We start from the raw sequence: 13,905 nt of genomic DNA, 5'->3' as shown, positions 1-13,905 counted from the left end.
GACTACGCGGCACAAGAGCGCCGCACAGAACGAATTTGACGTGCCCGGGGCCGGTTGTCCCCGTGCGGGGGGGACGAAAAAATGCGCATCATGTCGATCCTGACTGCCTGCATCGTTGCTGCGGTGCTCTACGGCGTCGTGCTGGAGCGGGATCGACTGATCGGGTTCGCCCGCGCAGTTGCACCGGCCGCACTGGCGGGTGAGCCGGGCGTCACGGATCCGGACCCTGCGTCCGGCGATCCCGGCCCGGACCCGGCCCCGTTGGCAGAGAGTGCCGAGGACAGCGCCCTTCCCAAGGGGGCTGTGCGGGTGATGGCGCGCCGCTCGACCGCGCAGGTGGTCGACAGCGCCGTCATCCTGCGGGGCGAGACAGAAGCCGTCCGGCAAGTGGAGGTACGCGCCGAAACCAACGGCAAGATCGTGTCGGACCCGCTGCGCAAGGGCGCGATGGTCGAGGCGGGTCAACTGCTGTGCGAGATTGACCCCGGAACGCGCGATGTCTCGCTGCAAGAGGCGCTGGCCCGGTTGGCCGAGGCAAATGCACGCCTGCCCGAGGCCAACGCCCGGCTGGCCGAGGCCAAGGCGCAGGTGCCCGCCGCCAAGGCCCGCATTTTGGAGGCCGAAGCCGCCGTGCCCGCCGCCGAGGCGCAGTTGGCAGAGGCGCGCGCCGGTATTCCCGCCGCCGAGGCGCGCCTGATCGAAGCCAAGGCGCGCATCCCCGAATCCGAAGCCCGGCTGGCCGAGGCCAAGGCCAAGGTGCCCGAGGCGCAGGCCCGGCTTGAAGAGGCGCTGGCGCGTATCCCCGAAGCCGAGGCGCGCATCGCCGAGGCCGAAGCCAAGCTGCCCGAATCCGAGGCCCGTCTGCAAGAGGCGCTGGCCCGTGTCCCCGAAGCCAAAGCGCGGCTGGCAGAGGCAGAGGCCGGAGTGCCCGCCGCCGAAGCGCGGCTCGCAGAGGCCCGCGCACGCGTCCCCGAATCCGAGGCGCGGCTGGCAGAGGCCAAGGCCAAGCTGCCCGAGGCCGAAGCGCGTCTGGAAGAGGCGCTGGCCCGCGTGCCAGAGGCCCAAGCGCGGCTGGCAGAGGCCAAGGCCCGCGCCCCCGAGGCCGCTGCCCGCCTGGACGAGGCGCAAAGCCGCGTCCCCGAGGCAGAGGCGCGGCTGGCAGAGGCCAAGGCACAACTGCCGGCCTCCGAGGCCCGCCTCAAGGAAGCGCTGGCACAGGTACCCGCCGCCGAGGCGCGGCTGGCCGAGGCAGAGGCGCAGGTGCCCGCCAGTCAGGCCCGCCTGACGGAGGCCCGCGCCCGCATCAACGAGGCCGAAATCACCCTGCGTGCGTCTGAGGAACTGGCCCGCGACGGCTTTGCCGCGCAGACCCGGCTGGCCGCGTCGCAGGCCGCCTTTGAGTCGGCCAAGGCGCAGGAACAATCCGCACTGGCAGGGCTCAAGACAGCGGCCACCGCCATCGAGGCCGCCAAATCGCAACTCGAAGGCGCGCGCGCCGGGATCGACGCGGCACGCGGCGCGGTGCAAACCGCGATTGCGGCGGTCCGTTCTGCCGAAAGCCAGATCAACAACGCCAAGGCCGGCGTGCAATCGGCCAAGACACAGATCGAAAACGCCAAGGCCGGCATCCAGACCGCCGAGGCGCAGATCGTCAACGCCCGCGCCGGTGTTCAGGCCGCGCGCAGCCAGGTGCAGACGGCCAAAGCCGGAATCAAGGCCGCCGAAAGCCAGATCCAGAACGCACTGGCCGGGGTGAAAACCGCCATCAGCCAGCTTGAAACCGCAAGGGCCGACATCCAGTCCGCCAAAAGCCAGATCAACAACGCCGCCGCCGGTGTGCAGACAGCGCGCGGGCAGATCGTCTCGGCCAAGGCGCAGATCCAGTCGGCGCAAACCCAGATCCGCAACGCAGAGGCCGGTGTCACAACCGCGCGCAGCCAGATCGAAACCGCCAAAGCCGGGGTTCAGGCCGCCGAAAGCCAGATCCAGAACGCACTGGCCGGGATCCAGACCGCCGAGAGCCAGCTTCAGGGGGCCAAGGCCGCCGTGTCATCGGCCTTGTCAGGGGTCGAAGGCGCAAAGGCGGCGGTGATCTCTGCCAAGTCACAACTCGAAGGCGCCGAAGCAGGCGTGCAGTCGGCACGGACCGGCGGCGAAAGCGCACTGGCCGCGATCCAGTCCGCCGAGGCCGGTGTGGCCGCCGCGCGCAAGGAAATCGAGCGGCTGAAGATCCACGCCCCCTTTGCCGGGTTGCTGGAAACCGACACGGCGGAACTGGGCGCGTTGATGCAGCCGGGGTCGGCCTGTGCCACGGTGATCCAGATCAACCCGATGAAATTTGTGGGCTATGTCCCCGAAACCACCGTGGCCCGCGTCAAGACGGGTGCTCCGGCGGGCGCGCGCCTGACCAACGGACGCAAGGTCGAGGGCAAGGTCAGCTTTGTCTCACGCAGCGCCGATCCGACAACCCGCACCTTTGCGGTCGAACTGACGGTGGACAACGCCGATCTGTCGATCCGCGACGGCGAAACCGCCGAAATCGCCATCGAGGCAGAGGGCGCCAAGGCGCATCTGCTGGCGCAATCCACGCTGACCCTGAACGATCAGGGCAAGTTGGGGGTGCGGACCGTGACGGCGGATGACAGCGTCCAGTGGATGGACATCTCAATCCTGCGCGACACCCGCGAAGGTGTCTGGATCACCGGGCTGCCGGACGAAATCAACGTGATCACCGTGGGGCAGGAATACGTGACCAACGGCGTGCGGGTTGTCCCAAGCTATGAGGACGTCCTGCAATGACCGGCATCATCGACTGGGCCGCAGACCGCGCCCGAATGATCATCGCCTTCATCATTCTTGGCCTTGTCGCCGGGACATATGCCTATCTGTCGCTGCCAAAGGAGGGTGAGCCCGACATCGAGATCCCGGCGCTGTTTGTCTCGGTTCCCTTTCCCGGCATTTCCGCCACCGACGCGGAAAAGCTGCTGGTCAAACCGATGGAAACGGAACTGTCCGATCTTGACGGTTTGAAGGCCATGACCGCCACCGCCGCCGAAGGCTATGCCGGGCTGGCACTGGAATTCGAATTTGGCTGGGACAAGACAAAAATCATCGCCGATGTCCGCGACGGAATGAACAACGCCGAGGGGAACTTTCCCGTCGGGGCAGAGAAATACTCGATCAACGAAATCAACTTTTCCGAATTCCCGATCCTGATCGTCAACCTATCCGGCCCGGTACCCGAACGCACCCTGACGCAGGTCGCCAAGGACCTGCAGGACCGCGTCGAGGGGCTGGATTCCGTGCTGGAGGCCGGTATCGCCGGCAGTCGCGACGAAATGCTGGAGGTCGTGATCGACCCGCTGCGGCTGGAAAGCTACAACGTCACCGCGGATGAGCTGATCCGCGTGGTTCAGAACAACAACCAGCTGATCGCCGCAGGCGAAGTCGAGACGGATAATGGCACGTTCTCGGTCAAGATCCCGTCCAGTTTTGACGAGCCGCGCGACGTTTATGATCTGCCGGTCAAGGTCAACGGCGACCGGGTGGTCACGCTGGGCGAGTTGGCCACAATCAACCTGACCTTTGAGGACCGCAAGGGCACAGCGCGGTTCAACGGCGACCAGACCGTTGCGTTGCAAGTGGTCAAGCGCAAGGGGTTCAACATCATCGACACCGTGACGCAGGTGCAGGCGGTGATCGAGGCGGCGCAGGAAAACTGGCCGCCAGAGCTGCGGGCCGTGCTGGACGTGGGCACCTCCAACGACCAGAGCCGACAGGTCGCCAGCATGGTGGGCCAGCTGGAGGGGTCGGTGCTGACCGCCATTGCGCTGGTGATGATCGTTGTGCTGGCCTCGCTGGGTTTGCGCCCCGCCCTGTTGGTGGGGTTTGCCATTCCGACCAGTTTCATGCTGTGTTTCGTGTTGCTGGCGTTGATGGGGGTGACGATTTCGAACATCGTGATGTTCGGCCTCATTCTGGCGGTGGGCATGTTGGTCGACAGCGCCGTGGTGGTGGTCGAATACGCGGACAAGCGCATCAGTGAGGGCACCGGCCCGATGCATGCCTATGTCGAGGCGGCGCACCGGATGTTCTGGCCGGTGGTATCGTCCACGGCGACCACGCTGTGCGCCTTTCTGCCAATGCTGTTCTGGCCCGGCGTGGCGGGTGAGTTCATGGGGATGCTTCCGGTCACGCTGATCTTTGTTTTGTCCGCGTCTCTGGTGGTCGCGCTGATCTATCTGCCGGTCATGGGCGGCGTGTCGGGCCGCTTTTCCCGCAATGTCCACCGGGCAGGCAACTGGCTGCGCGCGCGCCTGCACTGGAGCCTGCGCATCCTGCTGGTGCCGCTAGCCTTGCTGGGGCTGTTTGTCGGTGCGATGATGGTGCTGAACCCCTCTTATCTGGTGCAGACCGACGCCACTGGCTGGGGCGCGCGCGTTCCCGGTGTCGTGGTTTTCATGCTGTTTGCGGTGATCGCATCGGTGGTCATGGACTCGGCCGAATTGCGCCGTCCGCCGCGCCGCATCGAGGGCCGCAACCGCCGGTCGCTGTTTGGCCATTTCACCAAGTTCATCGCCGGCAATCCGATCATGCCGCTGGTCACGGTCGCCGCCGTGATCTTCCTCGTGGTCAACGTCTTCACCTACTACGGTGAGAACAACAACGGCGTGGATTTCTTTGTCGAGAGCGAGCCGGAACAGGCCATCGTCTATGTCCGCGCACGCGGCAACCTGGGACTGGCCGAAAAGGACGCGCTTGTCCGCCGGGCCGAGGAAATCGTGCTGAACCACCCCGGCATCCTCAACGCGTTTTCCTTTGCCGGAGAAGGCGGGCTGGACAACAACACCGGCGGCGCGATTGCCCCCAAGGACACCATCGGACAGGTCCAGTTCGAAACCATTCCCTGGGAGGGCAGACCGGCCTACGCCCGCGACACTGGCGTGCCGCTGGCGCAACTGGACGGTGACGTCATCCTGGACGATCTGACCCGCAAGCTGGAACGCATCCCCGGCATCGAGGTCGAAATCCTCGCCCAGGCGCGTGGCCCGGCCAGCGCCAAACCGGTCCATCTGCGGATCAAGGGCGACGATTGGAACGCCCTGCTGGACGCCGCCGGGACAGTACGCGCAAAGTTTGGCGAAACGCCGGGACTGACCCTGATCGAGGACACCCGCCCCCTGCCCGGCATCGACTGGAAGATAGACGTGGACGTGGAAAAGGCCGGCCGCTACGGGGCCGACGTGGCCACCGTGGGCGCGATGGTGCAACTGGTGACGCGCGGCGTGCTGCTGGACAGCTACACCCCCGAGGGATCGGACGACGAGATCGAAATCCGCGTCCGCCTGCCGGAAAGTGACCGCGTGCTGTCGACGCTGGACAGCCTCAAGGTGCGGACTGCCGACGGTCTGGTTCCGCTGAGCAATTTCATCACCCGAGAGCCGGTCGCCAAACTCGCCGAAATCGAGCGCATCGATCAAAAGCGGTACTTTGACGTCAAGGCGGGGGTGCGTGAAAAGCTGATGGAGATCGGCTGGAACGTGACCTCGACCGCGCCGGATGGCACCGAAACGACCGTTTTTGAACCGCTCCTGACAGGGGTCGAGATGGACCCCGAAACGCAGGACGTGTCGACGGCGGAATGGGAGCGTGATTTTGGTCGGTCATCGGGATTTTACGAATGGCTGCTGGGGCCGAACCATCGATATTTCACCGACGTCCGATGGCTCACCGACCTGTCCCCGGCGGAAATTGACGCGGCCCTGACCCAAGAGGGTCACGCCCCGCTCAAGGCGGTGCCGGTGACCGGCCCCGAACGGATCGAGGTTCTGACCGCTTGGCTGGACACCAACCCGCTGCCCAGCGGCATCGAATGGGAATGGACCGGCGATCAGGAGGACCAGGAGGAATCGCAGGCCTTCTTGCAGTCGGCCTTTGGCGGTGCCCTGTTCCTGATGTTCATCATCCTGCTGGCGCAGTTCAACAGCTTTTACAACGCGGTGCTGGTGCTTTTGGCGGTGGTCATGTCGACCACTGGGGTGCTGATCGGGATGCTGGTGATGGATCAGTATTTCAGCGTCATCATGACCGGCACAGGGATCGTGGCGCTGGCGGGGATCGTGGTGAACAACAACATTGTCCTGATCGACACCTATCAGGACTATTCCCGTTTCATGCCCCGGATCGAGGCGATCGTGCGCACCGCGCAGGACCGGTTGCGACCCGTGCTGCTGACCACCATCACGACGATGGCGGGCCTGACGCCGATGATGCTGGGCCTGAGCCTCGATTTCTTTGGCGGTGGCTATTCCATCGACAGCCCCACGGCGCTTTGGTGGAAGAACTTGGCCACGGCGGTGGTCTTTGGTCTGGGCATTGCGACGGTGCTGACTCTGGTCTTTACCCCTGCCATGCTGGCGATCAGGGTCTGGTTTACCACCTATGTCGAATGGTTCGCCCGCCTGCTGGCCCGGCTGAGCTTTGGGCGCGGCAGTCGGGCAGCCCGCGACTGGGCGCTGAACCGCGCCGCCAAGCGGGTGCAATCGCCGGAAATTATTTGGGAAGACGCCCCGGAGGCACCAAAGGATCTGTCACCGGATCTGCGCGCAGCGGAATAATCGGCCAAGCCCGTCAGCGGTTCACGATGTCCCGGTCCTTGTCCTGCATGCTGGCGTAGAAATCCGACAGCTTGCGCCCCCTTTCCGGGCGAAAGCGGCCCGCATCCGTCATGCGGGCGATACGGTCGAGGCGGAACATCCGGAAATCCTCGCGCAATTCACACCAGCTGACCAACGTCCAGGCGGGTGCCCAGAACCACAGACCCAACGGGCGCACGACACGCGTGGTCTTGGCCCCGGCCTCATCCCGGTACGCCAGTTCCAGTCGTTCGCTCTGTTCGACCGCCTGTTCGATCCGGTCGATCCGGGCGCGCAAGTCCGGGGCCAGGCCAAGCCCCAGGGAATGCACATGCACCGCGCGGGCTCGGGCGCGGGCGGCTGCGGGCAGGACCGCGTCGATCTTGGCCAGCGCCTCTTCGGCGGCCCGCGCCATAGCCGCCCCGCCCCAGGCCTGCACCAACCGCGCGCCCGCCACCAGGGCGACAATCTCGTCGCTGTCGAACATCAGCGGCGGCAGGTCGAAGCCCTCTTGCATGACATAGCCAAACCCCGCCTCACCGTCGATCGGCACACCGGTGGATTGCAGGTCCGCAATGTCGCGGTAGATGGTGCGCCGCGACACTTCCAGCTTTTCAGCCAATGCCGCAGCGGTGGTGCGCCGACCGCCCCTAAGGGCCTGAACGATCTGAAACAGACGGTCGGCGCGGCGCATCAGCGGGTCTCGAAAAAGCCGATGGAATTGCCATCGAGATCCAAACTGTAAAAGAAGCGGCCCGGCGGGATGTCGATCACCGGAGAGACGACCTTGCCGCCTGCCTTTTCGACGCGGGCCATGGCCTCTTCGGCGGTGCCGGGAATGGCGAGGTGAATGGTCGGGCCAGACCCGTCCCCGGCGGGCTTGCCCGGATACAGGTGCAGCGCGACGCCCGTCTTGGGATCCTTCGGTCGGAACATCACGACGGGATTCGGCCCGGTGCTGTCCTCTTCCAGCGCTGCGTCGGTGACGGCTTGGTAAAAGATCATGGACGCCTCCATGTCCGTAACCGGAATTTCGGCCCAGACGGTGAAATGTTCAGGTGCGTAGGTCATCGTGTCCAACTCCTTGGGTAAGCGATGACACCCTTCTCGCATACCCCTGCTGACAGCGTTTTGTCAGCAGGATGTCAGGGGGACAGGATTGCAGCCCACGCGCACCCTGTTACACCTCTTACCAACCCCGCAATGGAGAGCCCCATGAAAGACGCAGCCCCCGTGACCATCCACCTCAAGGATTATACGCCCTTCGGCTGGCAACTCAGCGACGTGCATCTGACCTTTCATCTTGCGCCCAAATCCACGCGAGTGGTGTCCAAGATCCATTTTGCGCCCAACCCCGAAGCCCCGGCGCAGGACTTCTTTTTGCACGGGGAGCAACTGACCCTGATCCGCGCCGCCATCGACGGCGTCGAGGTCACACCGGAAGTGACCGAGGACGGGCTGCGCTGCGCCGTGCCGGACGGTCCGTTCCTGTGGGAATGCGAGGTCGAGATTGCGCCCGCGGACAACACCGCGCTGGAGGGGCTTTACATGTCCAGCGGCATGTACTGCACCCAATGCGAGGCCGAAGGGTTTCGCAAGATCACCTATTACCCCGACCGCCCGGATGTCATGAGCGTCTTTACCGTGCGGGTCGAAGGCGATCTGCCGGTGCTGCTGTCGAACGGCAATTCGGTCAAGCGTGGTGACGGATTTGCCGAATGGCACGATCCCTGGCCGAAACCGGCCTACCTGTTTGCGCTGGTGGCCGGTGATCTGGTCAATTTTCCCGACAGTTTCATCACGATGAACGGCCGCAAAGTCAAGCTGAACATCTGGGTCCGCCCCGGTGACGAGGGCAAATGCGCCTTTGGCATGGAGGCGCTGAAAAAGTCGATGCGCTGGGACGAAGACGTTTATGGCCGCGAATATGATCTGGACGTGTTCAACATCGTGGCGGTGGATGATTTTAACATGGGCGCGATGGAGAACAAGGGGTTGAACGTATTCAATTCCTCCTGCGTTCTGGCCTCGCCCGAGACCTCGACCGACGACAATTTCGAACGCATCGAATCGATCATCGCGCATGAGTATTTCCACAACTGGACCGGCAACCGTGTCACCTGCCGCGACTGGTTTCAGCTATGCCTGAAAGAGGGGCTGACTGTCTTCCGCGACCAGCAATTCACCAAGGACATTCGCTCTGCCCCGGTCAAGCGGATCGACGATGTCGCGTCCTTGCGCGGCCGCCAGTTCCCCGAGGATCAGGGGCCGCTGGCGCATCCGGTGCGGCCTGAGAGCTTTCAGGAAATCAACAACTTCTACACCGCGACTGTCTATGACAAAGGCGCCGAGGTGATCGGCATGCTCAAGACGCTGGTCGGGGATGAGGCCTACGCCAAGGCGTTGAACCTCTACTTTGACCGCCACGACGGCGACGCCGCCACGATCGAGGACTGGCTGAAGGTCTTTGAGGATACAACAGGCCGCGATCTGGCGCAGTTCAAACGGTGGTATTCTCAGGCCGGCACGCCGCGCGTCACCGTGACAGAGGATTGGGCCGATGGCACCTACACCCTGACCTTTGCCCAAACCACGCCGCCCACGCCCGGACAGACCGACAAGGCGCCGCAGGTGATCCCGATGGCGGTTGGCCTGCTGAACCCGAACGGTGACGAGGTGCTTCCGACACGCGTGCTGGAGATCACCGAAGAAACGCAGAGCTTCAGCTTTGACGGCTTGGCCGCGCGCCCTGTCCCGTCCATCAACCGCGGCTTTTCCGCGCCGGTGGTGCTGGACCGCGACTCGACCCCCGAGGAACGCGCCTTTTTGCTGGCCCATGACACCGATCCGGTCAATCGCTGGGAGGCCTCGTTCCTGTTGGGCCGCGACTGCCTGTTTGCCATGATCACCGAAAACACCGGCCCGGATGTGGCTTGGCTGGACGGCTTGGAACGGGTGCTGCGCGACCGCGATCTGGACCCGGCATTCCGGGCCATGATGATGGGCTGGCCGTCACAGGCAGAAATGGCGCAGGTGCTGTTCGAGCGCGGCGTGACACCGGACCCGGACGCGATCTTTGCGGCACAAGAAACGCTGACCCAGTTCAAGGCCGAACGCTGGGCCGATCTGTTGCCGGGACTGGCAGCCGAAGGCACAGTTGACGCCGCCTACAAACCCGACGCTGAACAATCAGGCAAACGGGCGCTGGGGTCCGCCGTGCTGGCGCTGACCTCGCGACTGGATGGCGGCAAGGCGGCGCAGGCGCAATTTGAGCGCGCAGACAACATGACGCTGCAACTGTCGGCGCTGGTGCAACTTGTGCGCGCTGGCAAGGATCAGGACGCCCTTGCGGCGTTTGAGGCGCAATGGCGCAAGGACCGTCTGGTCATGGACAAGTGGTTTGGCCTGCAGGTCGGCGCAACCGCACCCGACAATGTGGTTCCAAGGGCCAAGGCCCTGACACAGCACGCGGATTTCGACTGGAAGAACCCCAACCGCTTTCGCGCGGTTTTGGGGGCCATGGCGATGAACCACGCCGGGTTCCACCGCAAGGACGGGGCCGGGTATCGTCTGCTGACCGACTGGCTGATCAAGCTCGACGATCTGAACCCGCAGACCACCGCGCGCATGTGTTCCGCGTTCCAGACATGGAAACGCTATGACGCAGACCGTCAGGCGCTGGTTCAGGAACAGTTGGAACGCCTGCGCGACAAGCCCAAGCTGAGCCGCGACACTGCGGAAATGGTCGCGCGTATTCTGGGCGCATAGCAGTCCGAGACTCCTTTGCGGCTGGTGCGGGAAACCGCGCCGGCCGGTATGTCAAATCAAGCGTTGGGCGCACGACTGCCGCCCTGACACGTCAGGCAATCTTGTGGCCCGCTGCGAAACCGGGCTAGCCTGCCTCCGAACCGCTCCGGAGACGCCCATGCCGCCTGTTTTTGCCGATACCGACCATCCACTTGACGCGACGGAGATCCGCGCATGAACGGCGTTCTGATCGTGACCGGGGCCAGCGCCGGGATCGGCTCCACAACAGCGCGGATCGCGGCCTTTTCCGGTTGGCAGCGGATTGTGGTCCATTACGGTCAGGACCGCGACGGCGCAGAAACCACCGCCGCCATGGTCGAAAGCATGGGCGCGCAGGCCTATCTGATCCAGGCGGACGTCGCCAAGCCCAAGGCCATCGAAAAGATGTTTGCCAAGGTGCGCGACCTCAAACCCGGTCCCATCGGTCTGGTCAACAACGCCGGCATCGTCGCTCCGCACGGCAGCATCGCCGATCTGACACCTGACCGGGTGCGACATGTATTTGAGGTCAATGTCTTCGGCGCAATCGAAGTGGCACGGCAGTCCGTTGCCCTGATGCGCGACTGGGGCCATGGCGGCGCGATCGTCAATATCTCGTCCATGGCTGCGCGGCTTGGTTCGGCACATCAATATGTCGATTACGCCGCCTCCAAGGGGGCCATCGACACCTTTACCCTTGGGCTGGCCGATGAATTGGCGCCAGAGGGCATCCGCGTCAACGCCATCCGCCCGGGACTGATCGAGACCGGCATACACGCCAAGGGCGGGCAACCAGACCGTCTGGAACGCCTTGCCCCCACCACGCCCATGGGCCGGGCCGGCACCACCGAGGAATGCGCCGAAGCGATCCTGTGGCTGCTGTCGGAACGCGCGTCGTATGTCACACGGTCGATCCTCGACGTGTCGGGGGGGCGGTGACACCCCTGGAACACGCGTCGTCGGGCCGGAGCCTGCGCGCCTTTCTGGTGTTGATGCTGATCTGGATGGCGCTGCTGACGCTGTGGTTTGTACTACAGGCCTCTGTCTGGGTAGTGGGGTTTGTCATGCTTGCGACCCTGCCCGCCTTGCTGGATTTCGTGACTGGCCGCCGCGCCTGGTTGCGGCTGGACGACACCGTTTTGCGCTGGGGCTCGGGCAAGGCCGAGGGCGATGTGGCGCTGGCGCGCATTGATCACATCCGGCTGGAGACGCGACTCGATTTTTCGATCCGCGCGCGTCTGGTGTTGGAGGACGGTCGCCGCATCACTCTGCCGCAGGACAGCCTGCCGCCGCATCCCCTTTTTCAGGACGCAGTAGAGGCGCGCGGCATCCGGACCGAGAGGCATCATTTCGTGCTGTTCGGGTGATGGGCGACAAACCTTCGCCAAACCTTTAAAATAAAAGACTTTCTCTCACCAATCACCCCCGAAACTCGACCTGCATTCGGCAAGGTATCCAACCAGATGTTGCGGCAGGACGACAACAGGCTTGCGGTTGATTCGCCCATTGCGGCAAGGCATTGCCGAAACAATAGGTCACGGGCGTGCGTCCGCAGTCACTGTGGTGTACTATTCACTTTGACGAGGCGCCGCTGTCTTTGAAGCGTCACGAAATTATGATCTTGGGGCTAAAATGAAAGACCGCATTGATCCGCTGATCGCCGAGCGCGCGCCCTGGCTGTTTTCCAACTCGGCTTATGTCCGACCGGTCAGGTCCGTCCTCAATCGTATGTTGGGCTATGAGAAAACGTTGGAAATCGGCCGCTTGGTGCAGGATATGTCCGCCGACCAGATCATGCGCGTCATGGCTGAAATGCTGGCCATGGACACCGAAGTCATCGGTCTCGACAATCTGCCGCGTCAGGGCGCGGCGCTGATTGTCGCCAATCACCCGACCGGAATCGCCGATGGCATCATGCTGCATCACGCTCTGGGCCAGGTTCGGCGCGACACCTATTACTTTGCCAATCACGACATCATGCGGGTGCTGCCGCAATACGCCGAAATGATTGCACCCGTCGAATGGCGCAAGGAAAAACGCAGCCACGGCAAAACGCGTGAGACGATGGCCTATACCCGCCAAGCGGTGGATGAGGGGCGGCTTGGCGTGATCTTTCCCGCTGGTCGGCTGGCCAAGCGGCGCGGGCTGTCGCTGCACGAACGGCCCTGGATGGCGAGCGCCGCGATGATTGCACGCAAGTTCGACCTGCCGGTGATTCCGGTGCATATCCGGGCGCGCAATTCGGTTCTGTTCTACCTGTTCGACCTGCTGCACCCGACACTGCGCGACATCACCCTGTTCCATGAGACACTGAACAAGGCGCGTCAGCCCTACCGCATCACGCTGGGTGAGGCGATCTCACCCAAGGCGCTGCCGGCCAAGTCCGAAGAGGGCATTGAAATGCTGCGCCGCGCCACGCTGGCCTTGGGGGGCCCCAAGGCCCCTGCCGTGTCGCTGGTCGATGCCACGCGGCGGCCCAGCTGGCTCAAGGTCTGACCGCACCGGGCAAGTTCGCGCCGGGCCGTGTCCTATTTTCCGTCGGTGGACAGGACGCCCATTGGCATCGGCAACGGGGACATGTCTTCTTTTTGCGGACCAACCCCGTCCGGGCGCGCCATGGGGCGCAGCGATCGGGCAAGGCCAGTGCAGTAGTCCTGTGACCGGGTCCAGGACATGATATCCTCACGCTTGCGCCGAGAATGGAACGGTCCCCAGTCCGCCGCCACACCGCGCATCCCGCGGCTGATCACCATGTCACGCGGCACCGTCACCGCCATGATCCGCAGCGCGCAGGACAGGTTGTCTTCGGGATCTTTCAGCGCGCCGCCGCTCTTGGCCCGACACTGGTAGAATTTTGCCGTCGGTGGATAGATCTGAACCAACCCGTACCAGCGCCCGCCACCGCCCACAGCCGAGGGGCGGTGCGTGCTTTCGTGCCAAGCCAACGCAGAGACCAGACCGACCCAGAACGCCTCGCGCTGCGCGCGCCCGGCACTGGGATAGGCGGGGCAGTATTTCGCAATGTCTTTTGGCACAAGATCGGGCAGTTCATTTGCGTGGGTGCGCAGCGACTGCAGGATGGCGACGCTCCAGCTGCGGCTGCCGTTGATGTTGTCCCACCGGGCGTCGGGCACGGTCATCCGCTTGCGGGCCACCGGGCGCAAAGACACCGGGACAGCAAGGCCGGAAACCAGCTCAGCAGCGGGTGCCACAGGGCTGTGCAAGGCCACCGCAACCGCCGGATCGGGGTTGGCAAGGGCCGCAGCACCGAATAATCCGGCACCGCAAATTAGGGCGAAAAGCGTTTTCATGGCGTTGGAATGTCCCTGACCGGCCAAGGGGATGCAAGCGGCCCTGCCGCCGCAGGGGCGAAACCCGCTGCCGTGACAGCAAAAACCCGCCCGCGCCCCCAATGCTGGCGGAGCATTGTCCACGACCCCGCAACATCTTGTCAGCGGTCTTTCACCAAAGTCGGGCAATCGCC

The 13,905-nt window shown here is 64.2% G+C and carries 9 protein-coding genes; 6 read left to right on the top strand and 3 right to left on the bottom strand.

The annotated features are described in order from the left end of the window. Positions 1 to 90: 90 nt before the first annotated feature. Both CHB90_RS26980 and CHB90_RS11715 read left to right on the top strand, forming a co-directional pair. The gene (locus CHB90_RS26980) at positions 91 to 2,799 is read left to right on the top strand and encodes an efflux RND transporter periplasmic adaptor subunit (RefSeq protein ID WP_245823229.1); all 2,709 of its coding nucleotides are present in this window, start codon (positions 91 to 93) and stop codon (positions 2,797 to 2,799) included. Then, entirely contained in the window at positions 2,796 to 6,617 is a 3,822-nt protein-coding gene (locus CHB90_RS11715; RefSeq protein WP_089278060.1) for an efflux RND transporter permease subunit, read from the top strand. The genes CHB90_RS26980 and CHB90_RS11715 overlap by 4 nt, the downstream gene beginning before the upstream one ends. A 13-nt stretch (positions 6,618 to 6,630) precedes the next feature. Here the strand turns inward: CHB90_RS11715 and CHB90_RS11710 are convergent, their stop codons facing one another. Together CHB90_RS11710 and CHB90_RS11705 are read right to left on the bottom strand one after the other, a co-directional pair. Next, on the bottom strand, positions 6,631 to 7,329 hold the full coding sequence (locus CHB90_RS11710) for a helix-turn-helix transcriptional regulator (protein WP_089278059.1): 699 nt from the start codon (positions 7,327 to 7,329) through the stop codon (positions 6,631 to 6,633). Further along, the gene (locus CHB90_RS11705) at positions 7,329 to 7,706 is read right to left on the bottom strand and encodes a VOC family protein (RefSeq protein WP_089278058.1); all 378 of its coding nucleotides are present in this window, start codon (positions 7,704 to 7,706) and stop codon (positions 7,329 to 7,331) included. Before CHB90_RS11705 ends, CHB90_RS11710 begins: the two co-directional genes overlap by 1 nt. Before the next feature lie 144 nt (positions 7,707 to 7,850). Here CHB90_RS11705 and pepN point away from each other — a divergent pair, with 144 nt between their 5' ends. The 4 genes from pepN to CHB90_RS11685 all read left to right on the top strand — a co-directional run bounded on the left by pepN (position 7,851) and on the right by CHB90_RS11685 (position 12,917). After that, positions 7,851 to 10,403, top strand: coding sequence for an aminopeptidase N (gene pepN / locus CHB90_RS11700; RefSeq protein ID WP_089278057.1), 2,553 nt, complete (start codon positions 7,851 to 7,853; stop codon positions 10,401 to 10,403). A 213-nt stretch (positions 10,404 to 10,616) separates the two neighbouring features. Then, positions 10,617 to 11,360, top strand: a complete 744-nt coding sequence (locus tag CHB90_RS11695; protein ID WP_089278056.1) for an SDR family oxidoreductase — start codon at positions 10,617 to 10,619, stop codon at positions 11,358 to 11,360. Next, positions 11,357 to 11,788, top strand: a complete 432-nt coding sequence (locus CHB90_RS11690; RefSeq protein WP_089278055.1) for a hypothetical protein — start codon at positions 11,357 to 11,359, stop codon at positions 11,786 to 11,788. The genes CHB90_RS11695 and CHB90_RS11690 overlap by 4 nt, the downstream gene beginning before the upstream one ends. 265 nt (positions 11,789 to 12,053) lie before the next feature. Then, the gene (locus tag CHB90_RS11685; RefSeq protein ID WP_089278054.1) at positions 12,054 to 12,917 is read left to right on the top strand and encodes a lysophospholipid acyltransferase family protein; all 864 of its coding nucleotides are present in this window, start codon (positions 12,054 to 12,056) and stop codon (positions 12,915 to 12,917) included. Positions 12,918 to 12,949: 32 nt separating this feature from the next. Here the strand turns inward: CHB90_RS11685 and CHB90_RS11680 are convergent, their stop codons facing one another. Then, positions 12,950 to 13,732 carry a transglycosylase SLT domain-containing protein gene (locus CHB90_RS11680; RefSeq protein ID WP_089278053.1) on the bottom strand — a complete coding sequence of 261 codons (783 nt, stop codon included), beginning with the start codon at positions 13,730 to 13,732 and terminating at the stop codon, positions 12,950 to 12,952. Positions 13,733 to 13,905 lie beyond the last annotated feature (173 nt).

Source organism: Antarctobacter heliothermus (assembly GCF_900188425.1).
GTDB classification, from domain to species: domain Bacteria; phylum Pseudomonadota; class Alphaproteobacteria; order Rhodobacterales; family Rhodobacteraceae; genus Antarctobacter; species Antarctobacter heliothermus.
Note: the sequence above shows the minus strand (reverse complement) of the source record. Positions and strands in the feature narration are given on the sequence as shown.

Excerpts from the sequence above, each read along its gene's own strand:
- CHB90_RS26980 (WP_245823229.1), top strand. The coding sequence starts at position 91 with ATGTCGATCCTGACTGCCTGCATCGTTGCTGCGGTGCTCTACGGCGTC.
- CHB90_RS11715 (WP_089278060.1), top strand. The coding sequence starts at position 2,796 with ATGACCGGCATCATCGACTGGGCCGCAGACCGCGCCCGAATGATCATC.
- CHB90_RS11710 (WP_089278059.1), bottom strand. The coding sequence starts at position 7,329 with ATGCGCCGCGCCGACCGTCTGTTTCAGATCGTTCAGGCCCTTAGGGGC.
- CHB90_RS11705 (WP_089278058.1), bottom strand. The coding sequence starts at position 7,706 with ATGACCTACGCACCTGAACATTTCACCGTCTGGGCCGAAATTCCGGTT.
- pepN (WP_089278057.1), top strand. The coding sequence starts at position 7,851 with ATGAAAGACGCAGCCCCCGTGACCATCCACCTCAAGGATTATACGCCC.
- CHB90_RS11695 (WP_089278056.1), top strand. The coding sequence starts at position 10,617 with ATGAACGGCGTTCTGATCGTGACCGGGGCCAGCGCCGGGATCGGCTCC.
- CHB90_RS11685 (WP_089278054.1), top strand. The coding sequence starts at position 12,054 with ATGAAAGACCGCATTGATCCGCTGATCGCCGAGCGCGCGCCCTGGCTG.
- CHB90_RS11680 (WP_089278053.1), bottom strand. The coding sequence starts at position 13,732 with ATGAAAACGCTTTTCGCCCTAATTTGCGGTGCCGGATTATTCGGTGCT.